Consider the following 18,956-nt stretch of genomic DNA (forward strand, 5'->3'; position numbering starts at 1 on the left):
CGGGCTTTTTTTGTATAAATTTACCAGGAAAGAGCATGTACTTTCCTATGAATCAAGGGCTTCACCGGCGCCGTTTGCTCACTTCCAAAATAAAAATAATAAACCAGGACCGGCCGTACGGGTTTGTTTAACGATGGCATTAAGCAACGTTATGACAAACGGTATAGATATACAAAAGCGTACATTAGGCATTTCTTTCCTGACTAATCACCTGACGCATATTTGTTTATGGGCTCCATCGGTCGATACGGTTTCGGTCGCTGTCTGCGACAAGGACACACCTGTTGAGCTTTCAAAAAACGAATATGGGTACTGGACCGGCACCACTGATGTGCTGCAGCCCGGTGATCTGTATCAGTTTATCCTGAACGACCGGCTGCGGCGGCCTGATCCGGCGTCACTTGCACAGCCCGACGGCCCTCATGGTCCGTCAATGGCGGTCAACCTCAGCGATTTCGGCTGGACCGATCAGTCCTGGAACAACCTTGATCTTCACGAGTATATTTTTTATGAACTGCATACCGGCACTTTTTCGCCGGAAGGCACATTTGCCGGTATCGAACAGCGGCTCGACCACCTGAAAGCCCTCGGCATTACGGCTATTGAAATTATGCCGGTTGCCCAGTTTCCGGGCGCCCGCAACTGGGGATACGACGGGGTATTGCCTTTTGCCGTGCAGCATGAATACGGCGGTGCCCGTGCGCTGCAGCAGCTGGTTGACGCCTGCCACCGCAAAGGGCTGGCCGTGGTGCTCGACGTGGTCTACAATCACATCGGCCCCGAAGGCAATTACTTTAACGATTTCGGCCCCTATTTTACCAATAAGCACTGCACACCCTGGGGCGATGCGATTAACTTCGACGATGCCGGCTCGGATGGTGTACGGCGGTATGTGATCGAAAATGTGCTCATGTGGTTCCGCGATTTTCACATCGATGCGCTTCGCCTCGATGCGGTACATGCCATTAAGGACCTGAGTCCGGTACACATTCTGCGCGATATCCGTGAGCATGTTGACCAGCTCATGCAGCAGACCGGCCGCCGCCACTACCTGATCGTTGAATCGGACCTGAACGATCCGCTCCTGATCGATCAGCCGGCGGTCAACGGCTATGGCATGGACGCCCAGTGGATTGATGAGTTCCATCACTCACTGCGGGTCACAGCCGGTGGCGAACGCAAAGGCTATTACGGCGATTTTGAAGGACTTACCCATCTGGCAAAGTCCTATCAGGATGCCTATGTGTATGAAGGCCAGTACTCGTCTCACCGGGGCAAAACGTTTGGCCGGAGAGCCGAAAAAAATCCCGGGCACCAGTTTATTGTTTTTTCGCAAAACCACGATCAGGTCGGCAACCAGATGCTGGGCGAGCGGTCGGCGCAGCTGTTTGGCTTCGAAATGGCCAAACTCCTGGCGGGATCCGTGCTGGTAAGCCCGTTTTTGCCGCTCCTGTTTATGGGCGAAGAGTGGGCCGAACCGAATCCCTTTCTTTATTTCGTCAGCCATACGGATCAGGAACTGGCCGAAAAGGTACGCGAAGGCCGCAAACGGGAATTTGCCGATTTCCACAGCGACGACAGCTTCCCGGACCCGATTGCCGAAGAAACGTTCAATCAGTCGAAACTGCAATGGAAGCTGCTGGCTGAAGAGCCACACCGCACCATGTTCCGTTATTACCAGCACCTGATCCGGCTCCGGAAAGAGCAGCCCGCCCTGCGCTCCACCAACCGCTGGCAGCTGCACATTGAGGTAAACGAAACGGCTAACACCATACAGCTGCATCGCTGGCACAGCGGTCAGCATGTGCGCTGCCTGATGAATTTTTCGATGGAGACCCAAACCATCAGCCTGCCCGGACCGGCGGCACTCTGGCAAAAACTATTTGATTCCGCCGCACCCGACTGGATGGGACCGGCGGCGGCACCCGATACACTCACTGCTCCGGCGGAAGTGGCGTTACAACCCCAATCACTATTGATTTATCAGAACCATGTATAATCCAATCTCAACGTACCGGATTCAATTCCATAAAGACTTTACGTTCACCGACTTTGAACAAATCATCCCCTACCTGCACCGGTTAGGGGTTAAAACGGTATATGCCTCACCGGTTTTCGAAGCGACGCCCGGCAGCACCCACGGCTACGATGTTGTTAACCCGCAAGGCATTAACCCCGAAATTGGCACACTGGAGCAGCTCCGGACGATCAGCGGGCAGTTAAAGGAACTGAATATGGGCTGGATTCAGGATATTGTCCCGAATCACATGGCCTTTGCCACGACAAATAAGTGGCTGATGGATGTGCTCGAAAAAGGGCAGTTATCGGCCTATGCTTCGTTTTTTGACCTGACCTGGAACAGCCCGGTCTATCACGGCCGGCTCATGGTCCCGTTTCTGGGCTCGCCCCTGCATGAGGTGGTAGAAAACGGCGAACTAAACATCGCCTGGCAGAACGACCGCTTTGAACTGGTTTATCACGAATCGGCCTACCCGCTGCAACTCCGGTCCTATGCGACCATCCTGCATGCCTGTCCGGAACAGGCCAGTGATGCGATCCGGCTCCTGCTTGAACAAATCCACCAGCTTCAGCAGGTAAAAGATCCGGATGCCTGGCGCGCGGGCTTCGACGAAATCAAACTACAGCTCATGGCATTACACAACGACGGCGCCACGCGGGTGTACATCGAAGCCTGTCTGCACCACATCAACGACCAGCCTGAGCTGATTAAAGCCATTGCCGATGAGCAGCTGTACCGGCTCTGCTACCACCAGGAAACGGATTACCAGATCAACTACCGGCGTTTTTTTACCGTCAACGGCCTGATCTGCCTTAATATCCAGCATAAACCGGTTTTCGACGCAACCCACACACTGATTAAACAACTGGTGGACGAAGGCGTTTTCCAGGGCCTGCGCGTCGACCATATCGACGGACTGTCTGACCCGACGCTGTACCTCGAAAACCTCCGCGAGCTGGCGGGAGACGAGACTTATATCGTTGTTGAAAAAATTCTGGAACCCGACGAAAAACTGCCTTCGTACTGGCCCATCCAGGGAACAACGGGTTACGGCTACCTGTCGATGGTCAATAACCTCTTTACCCGTACCAAAAGCGAGACGAGCTTTACCCGCTTTTACCAGCAGCTCCTGGGCGAAAAAATAAAGATCCACCAGGAACTCAACGAGAAAAAAGCCTATATCCTGTTCGAACACATGGCCGGCGAGCTGGATAACCTGACCGATTTCTTCCGGGAGCTTGACCTTGTGCCGCAGGACGAACTGGCTGCCGTACCGGCCGATATGCTCCGGCAAACCATTGGCCGGTTCCTGATCCAGTGCCCGGTTTACCGGTATTATGGTAACCAGTTCCCGCTCGGCAAGCCGGAGACAACAGCCGTTGCTGACCTTTTCGCACGCATCCGCCGGCATACTCCCGAACTGGAGCCAGGCATTGCCCTGCTTGAAAAAGCCATGCTGGAACAGCCGCTCCTGAACGATGCGGATTATAACAGCCGGGCAGTCAGTTTTTACCAGCGCTGCATGCAGTTTACCGGCCCGCTGATGGCCAAGGGTATGGAAGACACGCTGATGTATACCTACAACCGCTTTATCGGCCACGATGAAGTCGGCGACTCGCCTACGTTCTTCGGCCTGACCGTACCTGAGTTTCACCGGCTCATGGCCGACCGCCAGGCGAACTGGCCGCTGGCGCTTAACGCAACCTCGACCCACGACACCAAGCGGGGCGAAGATGTACGCAGCCGCCTGAATGTGCTAACCGACCTGACCGACGAGTGGATCAGAACGGTAACCGAATGGCAGTCGCTCAACGAAGACCTCAAAACGGCGTGGCAGTCGCCGGATGATCCGGAACTGACCCACGCGCCCGACGCCAACGACGAGTATTTTATTTACCAGACTCTGATCGGAGCACATCCGATGCCGGAGCAGGATGCATCGGATTTTGCCGGGCGGCTGGAAGAATACCTCGAAAAAGCGTTGCGGGAAGCAAAACGGCATTCGTCCTGGAACGAGCCCAATGAAGCCTACGAACAGGCTGCCAAAGATTTCGCGACCGGACTGCTGGATAAAAACCGTCCGTTCCGGCAACAGTTTGACCGGTTCCGCAGCAAGGTCGCTGATTTCGGCATGGCCATTTCGCTGGCGCAGGTGCTGCTCAAATTCACCTGTCCCGGTACACCCGACGTTTATCAGGGCTGCGAAGGCTGGGACCTTAGCCTGGTGGATCCCGACAACCGGCGGCCGGTCGATTACGAGCTCCGCAACAGCGACCTGAGCGGACTCGATACGGGCGGATTGTCAGACGGCTGCGACCATTTATGGGCCTGCCGGTACGACGCCCGCATCAAGCAATGGCTGATCCGGCAGTTGCTTCAGGAACGGCAGACGCATCCCGACTTGTTTGCCCACGGCCAGTATATGCCGCTTACTGTAACCGGCACCTACAAAGATCAGGTCATTGCCTTTGCGCGGCGCCACAAACATACCTGGGTAGTTGTGGCCGTACCGCTCGGGCTGGCGCTTCTGTGCGAGGAGCAGCAAACAACCCTCGACGCGCTCGACTGGAAAGATACCCGCATTCTGCTGCCCGACGAAGCACCGGCCTATTGGGTCAGCCAGCTGCATCAGGCAACCGGCAACACACAGGAAGGCATTGCGGTAAAGGCTGTTTTCGACAGCCTGCCGCTGGCGTTGCTGCACCTTCCCTATGTTCCGAAAGACCGTAAAGCCGGTGTACTGATGCACATCACCTCACTGCCATCGGCGTTCGGCATCGGCGATTTCGGGCCGGAAGCCTACCGGTTTGCCGACGCGCTCAACCGCAGCCATCAGGCCTACTGGCAGATTCTGCCGCTCAATCCGGTGGAGGCCGGACAGGGTCACTCCCCCTACAGCTCGACCTCCAGCATGGCCGGCAGTCCGTTGCTGATCAGTCCGGAGCTACTGGCCGCGGAGGGGCTTCTCGACCCCGACGACCTGAAGGCCTATGCACAGCCGGTCAGCGACCGCGTTGATTTTACGGAAGCCGGCACCCGCAAGGCTCACCTGTTTGAGAAGGCCTACCGCGCGTTTCTGAGCGGCCATTCCGGTCACCGGCAGCGGCAGTTTGATGCCTTTTGTGAGCAGGAAGCCTCGTGGCTACAGGACTATGCCCTTTATGCTACCCTGACAGAGCATTTTGGCGGTAAGCCGTGGTCGCTCTGGCCGGACGAATACAAACTCCGCGATGTGGAGGCACTGAAGGCGTTTGCCGGAAAAAAAGCCGATGCCATCCGGAAAGTAAAATGGCTGCAGTTTGTCTTCATGCAGCAGTGGCAGCAGTTGCGGACCTACTGCCATCACCGGGGCATTCAATTCTTCGGCGATTTACCGTTTTATGTTAGCTACGATTCGGTAGATGTCTGGGCCAACCGTGAATTTTTCAGCATCGATGAGAACGGTGCCATGACCGGCGTGGCCGGTGTTCCTCCCGACTATTTTAACGCCGACGGGCAGCTCTGGGGCATGCCGGTATTCCGCTGGGATGTACTGAAAAACCATCGTTACGGCTGGTGGGTTGAGCGGATCCGGAAGAATATGGAGCTATACGACCTGCTGCGGCTCGACCATTTCCGCGCCTTCGCCGATTACTGGGAAGTTCCGGCCCACTCCAACACGGCAAAAAACGGGCAATGGAAACAGGGGCCGGGCGCCGATTTCTTCCTCGTCATGCAGCAGGAACTGGGCGATCTGCCGTTTGTGGCCGAAGACCTGGGCGATATCAACGAAGGCGTCTATCAGTTACGGGATGCGTTCGGGATGCCGGGCATGCGGGTGGTGCAGTTTGCGTTCGGTGCCGACATGGCCGACAGCGTCAACATTCCGCACCACTACGTACCGAATGCGATTGCCTATACCGGCACGCATGATAACAACACGACCCGTGGCTGGTTCCGGAAAGATGCCACCCCGTCTCACCTCCGGCGGCTAAACAGCTATCTGGGCCATGAGGCGTCGGAGGCATCGGTGCACCTGGTGTTGGGACGCATGGTGTATGCGTCTGTAGCCCGTACCGCCATCTTACCGCTTCAGGATATATTGGGGCTTGACGAAACGGCCCGTATGAATACACCGGCCTCAGCATCAGGCAACTGGGGCTGGCGTTTACAGCCGGAGCAGTTCAGTCCGGAGGCCGAGCAGCTGCTCCGTGATCTGGCCAGAACCTACAGCCGCTGGTAATTTTTGCGTTTTCCTGTACTTACCGGTTGTCCGCAAATGAACGAACATCGTCCGTTTACGGACAACCGACCACAGTCCGGCTAAACAAAAAACACTCATAATCAGCCGGTTATTTTTTTGGTATACCGTTTGGTTTACAGTTAACGCTATAGCTGTTTACTTTCGACGTTTTAGACAGCTACCCTGCCAGAACAGTAAACAAACGAGTCATGCTGAAGAATTATCTCAAGATCGCGGTCCGGAACCTCTGGAAAAACAAAACGTATGCCCTCATTAATGTGCTGGGTATGTCTGTCGCCTTTGCCAGTTGCCTGCTGTTATTTCTGACAGCCTACCACGAGCTTTCGTTCGACAACTTCCAGGAAAACGGGAAGCAGTTGTTCATGATCTATCAGCAGACCGGTGCCAAAGACAAATCGGAAACCATGCCGGCTCCGCTGGAACCGGCCCTGCGCAAGGAGTTTCCGCAGCAAATCGCCAACATTTCCCGCGTTGTTGGTAGTGACAGCTACATCCGGTACAACAATAAGGAAGTAGTCGAAAATGTTCAGTTTGTTGATGCCGGTTTCCTGAACATGTTCAGTTTTCCGGTATTGAACGGACAGAAAAGTGCCGGTGCACTCCGTAACCTCAGCAGCATTGTTTTGACCGAAACGACGGCAAAAGCCATATTCGGAACGGAGAATCCGGTCGGCAAAACGGTTCAGATGAAGCAGCAGGAGCGCTGGAGCCCGTTTGTGGTGTCGGCCGTAGTTGCCGATACGCCGGAAAACTCAAGTGTCCGGTTCGATGCCCTGGCCCGTTTTGAGGCGGAAGCCGATTACCACATCCACAAAGACACATGGGATAACCGTTACCATAACACCTACATCCAGTTAATTCCCTCGGTGACGCAAGCCTCAGTCGAAGAACAGCTTCGTGGCTTTGTCAAAAAATATTATGCCGGTAATATTAAGAACCTGAAACGGGATGGTGGTCAGCCCGACGAAAAGGGCGACCTGCTGAGCCTGCGCCTGCTGCCGTTTGCGGAGATGCACTTCGCGACGGAGCTTGGCGGTGGCAGTGTGATGGCCATCAAGAAATCATACCCCTACCTGCTGCTGATTGTAGCTGGTTTTATTGTCTTAATTGCCTGCATCAACTTTATTAACCTCTCAACCGCCCGTTCGCTTACCCGCGCCCGCGAGGTAGGCATGCGGAAAGCGCTGGGCGCGATCAAAAGCCAGCTGATTTTCCAGTTCTGGGGCGAAGCGCTGATTCTGTGCCTGATTGCCTTGTCGATTGGCGGGTTGCTGGCGTGGTCCCTGCTGCCGGAGCTGAAAAGTATATTTAAAAGTGCCACGTCTATTACGTACCTGAAACAGCCGGTCATTCTGATCAGCCTGTTGGCCGGATTTCTGTTCATTACGCTGGTGGCCGGTGGCTATCCGGCGTGGTTTATCACCCGGTTCAGCACGGTGAAAGTACTGAAAGGTTCGCTGTCGATCGGGAAGGCCGGTTCGCTCCGCAATGTGCTGCTGATCGTTCAGTTTGGCATTGCCACGCTGCTCATGATCTGCACGCTGGTAGCCTGGCAGCAGATGAATTTCCTGCAGAACATGCCGCTGGGCTTCAACGAAGATCAGGTCATCAGTATCCCGATCAACGGCGGGGTCAATGGCCGGCAGGCGCTGAAACTCTTCCGCGACCGGGTAGCGCAGGAACCGAACGTGCTAAGCGTAACGGGGGCCTACAAAAATTTCGGCCGTGGCCGCGATGGGTCAACCTTTACGTCTATTGTCGGGTTTGAGCACAAAAACCGCGAGGTGAAAACGCACTGGCAAATCGTTGATTACGATTACCTGAAAACACTGGATATCAAACTCATAGCGGGCCGTGACTTCTCAACGCAGTTCGCTACCGATTCGACCGAAAGCATTATCATCAACGAGGAGATGGCGAAGCAGCTGAACGAGAAAAATCCGGTCGGCACCCTGCTGAACGTCAATCCCGATCAGCCGATGCGCGTCATCGGCGTGGTAAAAAACTACCACCACGAAAGCCTGAAACGCACGATTCAGCCCAACTCATTGATTCTGGATCCGAAAACGCCCTTGTTTTACATTCTGGTCAAAGTAAGACCTGACAATGTACCGGCCACAATGGCAACGATGGAGCGGGTCTGGAAAGAAATTTCGCCTAAAGGCCAGTTCCAGGGCAGTTTCCTGGACGAAAACACCAACCGGCAGTACCAGAACGAAAAACGGTTGTCGCAGCTTTTCATCAGCGCGGCGGTACTTGCCATTCTGCTGTCGTGTATGGGACTGTTTGCCATTGCGGTGATGGTAATGGCGCAGCGCCGGAAAGAGGTCGGTGTCCGGAAAGTGCTGGGCGCGTCGGTAAGCAGCATCGTATTACTGCTGTCGAAAGACTTCCTGAAACTGGTCATCACGGGCATTGTGATTGCCTCACCAATTGCCTGGTACGCCATGAATCAGTGGCTGCAGGATTATGCCTACAAGATCACCATTGAGTGGTGGGTATTTGCCGTGGCGGCCCTGGCGGCCATCCTGATCGCGTTCTTCACCGTTTCCTTCCAATCCATCAAAGCCGCCCTCACCAACCCGGTGCGGTCACTAAAGAGTGAATGAGTGATTGAGCGATTGAGTGATTAAGTGGCTACCGCAAGGTTATCGGGTGACCAGTGCGGTTGTTTCCTATCCAACCGCTCAATCACTCATTCACACAATCGCTCAATAATTCAATCGCCCAATCACTCAATTCTTCAAATACTATGATCCGGAACTATCTTAAAATCGCGTGGAGGAACTTGTGGAAGAACAAGATGTTCTCCTTCATTAACATCATGGGCCTTGCGCTGGGCATGACGTGCAGTCTCCTGATTACGCTATGGGTACAGGATGAACTGGCGATGGACCGCTTCCATAAAAACGATAAGCGGCTGTACCGGGTGATGGAGAACCAACACTACACGGGTGTGATCAACACCTATCCGTCGACGCCGGGCCTTCTGGCCGACAACATCACTAAGGACATTCCGGAGATTAAAATGGCCAGCCAGATGCTGTGGGAAGAAAGCCCGCTGTTTACTGTCGGCAGTACGTTTGAGAAAGAAAAAGGCCGGTATGTGCAGGGCGATTTCCTGACGATGTTTTCGTTCGGGCTGGCCCAGGGCGATCCGAAAACGGCGCTTAAACGGCCCGATGGTCTGGTGATTTCGAAAAAGCTGGCCGACAAATACTTTAAGGGACAGGACCCGATCGGCAAAACCATACGTATCGACAACAAGGACGATGTCATTGTAACGGGTGTGCTGGCTGATATTCCGGAAAACTCTTCGCTCAAATTTGATTTCCTGATGAGCTATGACCGCTGGCTGAAAAGCAACGAGTGGGCCAAACAGTGGGGCAACAACGGCCCGCGCTGCTACGTGCTCCTCGCCGAAAACACGTCTATCGACAAGGTCAATGCGAAGATCAAAAACTACATCAAAACCAAAAATAAGGACAGCAATGTCGAGCTGTTCCTGCAGAATTACGGCGAATCGTACCTCTACGGAAAATGGGAATCCGGCGTCCAGACCGGTGGCCGCATCGAGTACGTACGCATCTTTTCGATTGTCGCGATCTTTATTCTGGTCATTGCCTGCATCAACTTCATGAACCTCGCCACGGCCCGTTCGGTGAAACGCGCCAAGGAGGTCGGTATCCGGAAAGTAGTGGGCGCTTACCGAAACAGCCTGATCGGCCAGTTTATCGGTGAGTCGGTCCTGATCGCCTTTCTTGCCCTGACATTTTCGGTCATGCTGGTGCTCATCTTACTACCCACATTCAACTCGCTGACCGAAAAACAGCTGGCATTCAGCATTACCAACCCGATACTGCCCGCGCTGCTGATTGGCCTGACGCTGCTGACCGGCCTGCTATCAGGCAGTTATCCGGCCCTGTTCATGTCGTCGCTCAACCCGATTGTTGTGCTGAAAGGGGCGCTGAAATTTAAGCCGAGCGCCACGCTGTTCCGCAAAGGGCTGGTGGTATTTCAGTTCGGGCTGTCGATCATGCTGATTCTGGGTATGATTGTCATTTACCGGCAACTGAACTTTATCCAGACCAAAAACCTCGGCTACGACCGCGACAACCTGCTGTATATGCCGCTCGAAGGTGACCTGCAAAAGAACTTTGCCACGTTCCGGCAGGAACTGGTCAAACAACCGGGCATCAGTGGGGTAACCTGCTCGCAGTCGGACCCGCTCGAAGTCGGCAGCTCGACGATGGGCGTTACCTGGCCGGGCAAGGATACGACTCAGCAAATACTGTTCGCGCAAAACGCGGTGTCTTACGAATACATCAAGACGATGCAGATTAAGCTGCTGGCAGGCCGTGAGTTCAGCCCGGATTTCGGCGTAGATACCAGCAACTATATCATCAACGAATCGACGGCGAAGAAAATGGGCTATCAGGTGCCCGAAAAAGCCGTCGGTAAGCAGATGACCATGTGGGATAAAAAAGGGACGATTATCGGGGTAATGAAGAACTTCCATTACAACTCGCTGCACGAAAATATTGAGCCACTGATCCTGCGCCTGCAACCAAAACAGGAGAACTGGGGGATTGTGCTGATACGGGCCGAAGCCGGGAAAACCCGCGAGGCGCTGGCAAGCATGGAAAAGGTGTTCAAGCAGTTTAACCCGAATTTCCCGTTCAAGTACCTGTTTACCGATCAGGAGTTTGCCAACAGCTACAAGGCCGAAAATACGGTCAGCAAGCTGTCGAACTACTTTGCGTTCCTGGCTATTTTCATCAGTTGCCTGGGCCTGTTCGGGCTGGCCGCTTTCACCGCCGAACAGCGGACCAAAGAGATCGGCGTCCGGAAAGTGCTGGGTGCCTCGGTGCCGAATCTGGTCGGGATGCTGTCGAAGGATTTTGTGAAGCTGGTCCTGATTGCCGCCGTGATTTCGTTTCCGGTTGCGTGGTACTTCCTGTCGGGCTGGCTCGAAAAATTCGCCTACCGCATTACATTTGAGTGGTGGTTCTTTGTAGCCGCCGCCCTCATCGCCATGGCCATTGCCCTGCTGACCGTAAGCTACCAGGCCATCAAAGCCGCGCTTATTGATCCGGTAAAGTCGCTGAAGTCGGAGTAGCCCCTGCAACATCATGTTTCTAAATTACATAAAAATTGCGTGGCGGAACCTGATCCGGAACCGTACGTTTTCGGCCATCAACATCGTCGGGCTGGCCATCGGGCTGGCCACCTGTCTGCTCATCAGCCTGTATGTACTGGATGAACTGAGCTACGACCGGTTCCATGCCAAAGCAGACCGCATTGTGCGGGTTATTTTCCGGGGCTCTTCCTCCGGTGGCCGCATCAACGAATCAACCGTGATGCCGCCCGTGGCCCAGACCCTCCGCCGCGACTACCCCGAAGTGCTCGAAGCCACCCGCCTGCGCGATGCCGGTTCGCCGCTGATCAGCTATGGCAGCAAGACGTTCAAGGAATCGTCCATCGCGTTTGTCGATTCGAATTTTACGCAGGTTTTCACCCTGCCTTTCGTCGAAGGCGATCCGAAAACGGCGCTGATTCAGCCCAACACGGCGGTTATCAGCGAGACGATGGCCCGGAAGTATTTCGGTTCTGCCAACCCGATGGGCCATATCCTGACCATCAAAAGCTGGAATACGTCGCTTAAAATCACCGGCGTAATGCAGGACATTCCGGCCAATTCGCACTTCCACAAAGACATGCTGATGGCTATGGCCGGTAATCAGGAGGCCCGTTCCCCGTCGTGGATGATGTCGGAATATTATACCTATCTGGTGTTGCCCGACGGTTATAACTACAGACAACTGGAGGCAAAACTGCCGCAGGTCATCGAAAAATACATCGGCCCGCAGCTACAGCAAGGCATGGGCATGAGCCTCGCCGAGTTCCGCCGGAAAGGCAACGACATCGGGCTGTACCTGCAACCGCTGACCGACATTCACCTGCATTCCGACTTCGCGTTCGACCTGTCGGCGCCGGGCAACCGGCAGTATGTGTATCTCTTCAGCGTCATTGCCGCCTTTATCCTGATCATCGCCTGCATCAACTTCATGAACCTGTCAACGGCCGGATCGGCCAAACGGGCCCGTGAGGTCGGCATCCGGAAAGTGCTGGGATCAGTGCGGCAGAGCCTCGCCAGCCAGTTCCTGATTGAGTCGATGCTGCTGACGGCATTTGCGCTGGTGCTGGCATATTGCCTGGTACTGATGGCGCTGCCCGCTTTCAATGAATTTGCCGGTAAAACCCTCAGTGTTAACCTGCTGGCGCGCCCCTGGATACTGCCCGCCATCCTGCTGTTCGGGTTGTTCGTCGGTCTGCTGGCGGGGAGCTATCCGGCGTTTTTCCTGTCATCCTTTAAACCGGTTGCCGTGCTGAAAGGCGGCACGTTCAAGGCTGTACCTAACCGGCTGAATCTCCGGAGCGGACTGGTTGTCTTTCAGTTTTTTATTGCTGTCACGCTCATTGCCGGTACGCTGGTCGTGTATCGTCAGCTGAGTTATATTCAGCACAAAACGCTGGGTTACACCAAAGAACAGGTACTGGTACTGCCGGAGACCTGGCTGCTGGGCGATAAGGAAGCCGCGTTTCGTGAAGAAATCGTACGGGATGCGCGGGTGCTCAACGCCAGTGTCTCAGGCTATGTCCCGGCGGGCCCGTCCAACAACAATAACTTTTTCGTTTCGCCGGAAACCAATGCGTCGCAGCTGGTCAAAACCCTGCGCTACGACGTTGATTACAACTACCTGTCGGTGCTGGGCATGAAACTTGCCGCCGGCCGGAATTTCTCCCGGGCATACGGCACGGATTCGTCGGGGGTAATTCTGAACGAGACCGCCGCTAAAACCTTTGGCTGGGCGCAAAATGCCATCGGCCACCACATTACGCACACGGACAACGACGGCACACAACGCACGTTTACCGTGATCGGGGTCGTGAAAGACTTCCATTTCAAGTCATTACACGAAGCTATTTCGCCCCTGGTGATGGTACTGGGCCGGAATACCGGCACGATCATTCTCAAAGTAAATCCAACTGACATCAGCGGTTTACTGGCAACATTGCAGCAGAAATGGCAGCAGCTGATGCCCGACGCGCCCTTTACCTACTCCTTTCTGGATGAGCGTTTTGCCAATACCTACCGCGCCGAACAGAATACGGGCCTGATTCTGGGCCTCTTCTCGGGCCTGACCATTTTCATTGCCTGCCTCGGCCTGTTCGGGCTGGCGATGTTCACCGCCGAACAGCGGCAGAAGGAAATCGGTGTCCGGAAAGTACTGGGCGCTTCTGTCATGAGCGTGGTAGCGCTCCTGTCAGCCGATTTTCTGAAACTGGTCGGCATCGCATTGGTACTGGCGATTCCGATTGCGTGGTATGCCATGAGCGTCTGGTTGCAGGACTTTGCTTACCGCATTGAGCTGGACTGGTGGTTGTTTGCCCTCGCCGGTATATTGGCCATCGTCATTGCGCTTGCCACGGTCAGTGCCCAGAGCATCAAAGCCGCCCTGGTCAACCCGATACGGTCATTAAAGAGTGAATGAGCGAAAGGGTGAAAGAGCGGCCCTTCGTTGCGGTGAACGGGTAGCGGGTATCCAGCATCTCGGCCGTAGTCAAAACTATGTCTTCTATGTGGCTATGTGGTGAAATAAACCTTTGATTATCAGAATTAATACACCTGACATTCTACGATTTATAACAGCAAATACATGATAAAAAGTTATTTCCTCACAGCCCTGCGTGCGCTGAAGCGCAACTGGAGCTATTCGGTCATTAACGGGCTGGGCCTGACGCTGGGCCTCACCTGCTGCCTGTTGCTTTTTGTGGCCGTTCGCTATGAGCTCAGCTTTGACCGGCACCATGCCAATGCCAGCCACATCTACCGGATGCTTCAGGCGAGTAAAGTCGATAACGATGCCAAACCCAATACCGGCATTCCGCACCCGGCCATTGCCGCCCTCCGCAATGATTTCCCCGACATCAAGGATCAGGTAACGATGACCAGCCGCGTAAAAACGGCGGTGGTGACCGTAAATGGCAGTCAGGGGAAACAGAAATTTCAGGAGACCGACGGTATTATCGCCCTCGCCGAACCCGAATTTTTCCGCCTCTTCAGCTACGACTGGATCAGCGGTAACAAACAGACCGCCCTCAACCGGCCCGGTACTGTCGTTTTGTCGGAACGTATTGCCCGCAAATATTTCGGCGATGCCGACCCGATGGGCAAAACCATCCGTGTCGATAACAAAATGGATTTTCTGGTAACGGGCGTTGTCCATGAGCAGCCGGCTACCAGCAGCATTCCGTTTGAAGTGCTGCTGTCGTTTGCATCGATGAAGGAATTCGGCTATACCACCAACCCCGACGACTGGCAGTCGACCTATGGCGGGGCGCACGTATACATGCAGTTGCCGGACAACCGCTCACCGGCCCAAATGGAACAGCTGCTGCTCGGTTTTGTCCAGAAATACCACAGTGCCGAGGATGTAAAACGGCTGAAATACACCCTGCAACCGCTGACCGACATTCATTTTGATCCTAAAACAACCAACTATGCCCGCCGTACCATCAGCATGGAAATGATCTGGGCCATGCTGCTCATCGGCGGATTTATTCTGGCCACGGCCTGTATCAATTTCATTAACCTTGCCACAGCCCAGGCCATCCGGCGGGCAAAAGAAGTCGGTGTCCGGAAAGTACTCGGTAGCACACGCGGGCAACTGATCCGGCAGTTTCTGGGCGAAACCAGTGTCCTGACCGGCATTGCGGTTGTGCTGGCGATGCTGGCGGGCAAACTGGCCCTGCCCTATGTCGGTGAACTGCTGAATATGCAGCCGGACGCAGTCTCGATACTCAATCCGGCGGTGATCGGCTTTCTGCTGCTTACGGGTGTGCTGACCACGGTGCTGGCCGGTTTTTATCCCGCTTTGGTCCTGTCGGGCTACCAGCCGATTCTGGCCCTTAAAGGCCGCATCAAAGCCACACGGGCCGGTCAGTACTTTACCCTGCGCCGCGGCCTGATTATCGGTCAGTTTGCTATTTCGCAGATCCTGATCATCGGCACCATCATCGCCTACAACCAGATGGAGTTCTTCCGGTCGGCCGATCTCGGTTTCAGTCATGAGGCCGTCATCACTATACCGGTTCCGCGCAACGATCCGGGGACACTCGAAAACCTGGGCGCCAAAATCAAGGGTTTACCCGGCATTAAATCCTATACGTTTGCCATGACTACGCCCTCGTCCAGCGCTAACTGGACAACCGGCTTCCGGTTCGGAAATGATACGAAAGAACCCGATTTTGGTGTGTTGATGCGCCCGGCCGACACAGCCTACGTCCATACATACGGGCTGAAACTGCTGGCCGGCCGTATGTTCCAGCCAGCCGACAGCATGCGGGAGTTCGTCATCAATGAGGCATTTATGAAAAAGCTGGGGTTCCGGCATCCGGAGCAGGTAATCGGCAAGTACCTGCGGGTTAATGGCGAAGATGTCAAAAAGCCCATTGTCGGCGTTGTGAAGGACTTCAATACCTTTTCCCTGCGGGAACAAACCCCGCCTGCGATACTGGCCTCGTTCCGGGATCAATACCGTTCGCTGGGCATCAAGCTCTCGATCCGCGAAGGTGGTGCCGATGCACTGCAGCAACTACTGAGCGAAGTAGAAACTGCCTGGTCGGCGGTTTATCCCGAGTTTGTTTTCCATTATGAATTTCTGGACGACTCGCTGGCGAAGTTCTACAAAAGTGAGCAACAGTTCTATGCGTTGTTTCGCCTGTTGGCCGGTATTGCCTTGTTTATCGGTTGTCTGGGGCTATACGGTGTTGTTGCCTTCATGGCCGAATCGCGGACCAAGGAAGTCGGCATCCGGAAAGTACTGGGAGCGACGTCGGCCCACATCGTCGGGCTGTTTTCGCTTGACTTTGTCAGACTCGTTCTGCTGGCGCTGGTCATTGCGTCGCCGGTTGCCTGGTATGTTATGGATAAATGGTTGCAGGACTTTGCCTATAAGATCAGCATTGCGTGGTGGATGTTTGCCCTGGCCGGTGTTTTTACGGTAGCAATTGCCCTGCTTACCGTCAGTTTTCAGAGCATTAAGGCCGCCATGATCAATCCGGTCAAATCGTTAAAAAGTGAGTAGTTCATGTAAAAAAAGCCTGAAAAAGGCCTGATTTTGGTAAAAAACTACCCGTATGGGTAGGGGAAAACCAAAATCAGGCCTATACTTTTGCCGGTTACAAAGTGTTCATTATTCCCGAAGGGAGCATGTATCGTAACCGAATTTCCCGATGTACCGGCCAGGCGGTTTTCCCTGGCAACTGCTTACGGCAAACACTGCCGGTGTACTTACTGTTCCTTCTTTTTAGCCTGTCCGGTACACGCGCTCCGGCGCAATCAACCGCACGGAAAGCGCAAGTGCCGGCAAGCAGCCTCCGCTTATCCGGAGCATCCGATGACTACCTGACCCTGCTCAACAGTGAAGCGCTGACCGCCGGTACTACGTTTACTCTGGAAGCATGGGTAAAGGCCGATGACTGGAAAAACACCCATTTTGCCAGTACCCTATTCTGTACGGAAGATCCCGAAACCAACCACGGTTTTGTGGTGCGGGCAGGTGGCAACCGCCCCAACGCCTACCCGACGCTGGCTCTCAGCACCTGCGAACGTGAGATTAAAGTCCGTGGCCCGCAAACCATGACTGCCGGCCGCTGGTACCACCTGGCCGCCGTTGTAAACCACCAGCTGGTGTCTCTGTATGTCGACGGACAACTGGCCGGCCAACGCACAATAGCTTCCGACTATATCCCCTCCAGAAAACCAATCCGCATCGGCGGTGCTTATTACGATAACCGCGGCCTTACCGGCCTGATTGATGACGTCCGGATCTGGAACCGCAGCCGCACAGCTGCCGAAATTCTGCGCGACCGGGCCGTAACGCTGAGAGGCACCGAAGCCGGCCTCGTTGCCTGGTTTCCGTTTGACGGTTCGGGGCCGGACCTGTTAAAGAACAAGGCCAAATCGGCCATCACGGCTGAATACGCTGGTTCGCGCGAACCCGCAACCGGTCCGGGCTTTACGCTGGCGACACAAGACGCCGGCGTCGGGCAGATCGAAGGTCCGGATGTGTTTACGGCCCGCCGTGGTCCCAGCCGGATTCAGGTACTGGTCAGCAATCACGGGCAGACAGCGCTTACACAGATCCCGCTGGAATATGCCGTAAACGACCGCGTGGTCCTGCGCGACACCCTGAACCGGAAGCTGGCACCGGGTGAATCCTTCCTCCACAAAACAACGGTTCCTGTCAACTGCGCCCCCAAAGCTGCCAGCCAGCTAACGGTTTACACCACGTTACCGGGCGATGGGCTGGCGGCCAACGACACAGCCCGTGCGCTGTACCGCGCCACCGATTCGGGCAAGGGCCGCCAGACAGTAGTCGTGTTCGATAGTGTGCTGCACAATTACGACCGCTACGGCAATCCGGCCAACACGCAGTTTCATAGCCGCCAGGTGGTACTGCCACAGGATAATGCGCGGTTCAGCCACGTTTATATGTACGTCACCCTTACCTGTCCGGCAGGCGGCTGTAGTGCAGAGGATGCCGTAGGCCGTATTTCGCTGGTTAAACACGGCAAATGGAATGAAATCGGGCGGTTCATTACGCCGTATGGAGTTGGCTGTGGCCCCTGGACAATCGACGTAACCGATTTTAAGAGCGAACTCACCGGCAACTGTATGCTTCAATCCTACATCGAAGCCTGGTGGCTGAAAGGCTGGAACCTGTCTGTCGCCCTGGAATTTATCGAAGGCGAGGCCAATCCGCTGCCCTATCAAAAAGTTACCCCGCTCTGGCAATACGACTATTTTGTCTACGGTGACCCGAAATATTGTCAGCAACTCAGTTCGTTTACCTACCAAACCAGCCCGAACGCACGGCAGCTAACCTTCCGGCAAACCATTACCGGCCACGGGCAAGGCAACACCGACAACGGAGCGGAATTCTCCCAAAAAACGCACCAGCTGGTACTGAAACAGCAGGGAGCAACCGACAGCCTGGCATTTAAGCATCTACTCTGGAAAACGGACTGCGCCCAAAACCCATGTTCGGGTCAGAAAGGGTCCTTTACCTACAGCCGCGCGGGCTGGTGTCCGGGACAGGATGTCCGGCCGTGGACAGCTACGATCCCCGTCCGGCAGGCTGGTAAGCAGGGAAGTATCGCTCCGGCAACGCCGGTGACCGTAGCCTATCAGCTTCAACCGTATCTGAACCTGAAAAACAAAGGCTACGATGACAAAATGCACATTGAGCCAAGTTACGCCATCTATGGGTACCTGATCGAAAAAAGCGACTCGCTGACAGGCTTCCTGAACTATCCTAACGTGACCTGCGAATCGGTGAACATCACTGACGGACAGCTACAGGTAACGGTCAGCAATACCGGTACCGAACCGGTTACCAGCCTGACCATCTACAGCTATGCCGACGGCGTCAGAACGGGCCGTGAAACCAGACAGGTTTTGCTGAAACCTAACACAAGGCAAACCCTTCGTTTATCACAAAAGCTTTTCATTGAACAAACCCGGTCATTCTCCGTAGTAGTCAACGCTCCGCGCGATGACAACGGCAACGATGACGTGGCAACCCTTCTCAACGCAGTCACTGTTGAGCGTACTAATTAAAACCA

At 54.7% G+C, this 18,956-nt stretch carries 7 protein-coding genes; all 7 read left to right on the forward strand.

Annotated elements, in window-relative coordinates:
- Positions 1–151 precede the first annotated feature (151 nt).
- The 7 genes from treZ to AC23NW_RS23625 all read left to right on the forward strand — a co-directional run bounded on the left by treZ (position 152) and on the right by AC23NW_RS23625 (position 18,951).
- The gene (gene treZ / locus AC23NW_RS23595; protein ID WP_487452526.1) at positions 152–1,999 is read left to right on the forward strand and encodes a malto-oligosyltrehalose trehalohydrolase; all 1,848 of its coding nucleotides are present in this window, start codon (positions 152–154) and stop codon (positions 1,997–1,999) included.
- The gene (treY, locus tag AC23NW_RS23600) at positions 1,992–6,242 is read left to right on the forward strand and encodes a malto-oligosyltrehalose synthase (RefSeq protein ID WP_487452527.1); all 4,251 of its coding nucleotides are present in this window, start codon (positions 1,992–1,994) and stop codon (positions 6,240–6,242) included. Before treZ ends, treY begins: the two co-directional genes overlap by 8 nt.
- Before the next feature lie 209 nt (positions 6,243–6,451).
- Positions 6,452–8,872, forward strand: a complete 2,421-nt coding sequence (locus AC23NW_RS23605) for an ABC transporter permease (RefSeq protein ID WP_487452528.1) — start codon at positions 6,452–6,454, stop codon at positions 8,870–8,872.
- A gap of 143 nt (positions 8,873–9,015) precedes the next feature.
- A complete protein-coding gene (locus tag AC23NW_RS23610; RefSeq protein ID WP_487452529.1) occupies positions 9,016–11,382 on the forward strand; it encodes an ABC transporter permease in 2,367 nt (788 codons plus the stop codon).
- A gap of 13 nt (positions 11,383–11,395) precedes the next feature.
- A complete protein-coding gene (locus AC23NW_RS23615) occupies positions 11,396–13,819 on the forward strand; it encodes an ABC transporter permease (RefSeq protein WP_487452530.1) in 2,424 nt (807 codons plus the stop codon).
- A 165-nt stretch (positions 13,820–13,984) separates the two neighbouring features.
- Positions 13,985–16,414, forward strand: a complete 2,430-nt coding sequence (locus AC23NW_RS23620; RefSeq protein ID WP_487452532.1) for an ABC transporter permease — start codon at positions 13,985–13,987, stop codon at positions 16,412–16,414.
- Positions 16,415–16,614: 200 nt separating this feature from the next.
- Positions 16,615–18,951 carry a LamG-like jellyroll fold domain-containing protein gene (locus tag AC23NW_RS23625; RefSeq protein WP_487452534.1) on the forward strand — a complete coding sequence of 779 codons (2,337 nt, stop codon included), beginning with the start codon at positions 16,615–16,617 and terminating at the stop codon, positions 18,949–18,951.
- Positions 18,952–18,956: the final 5 nt, after the last annotated feature.

The sequence above is a fragment of the Arsenicibacter sp. R0_47 genome, from assembly GCF_057652235.1.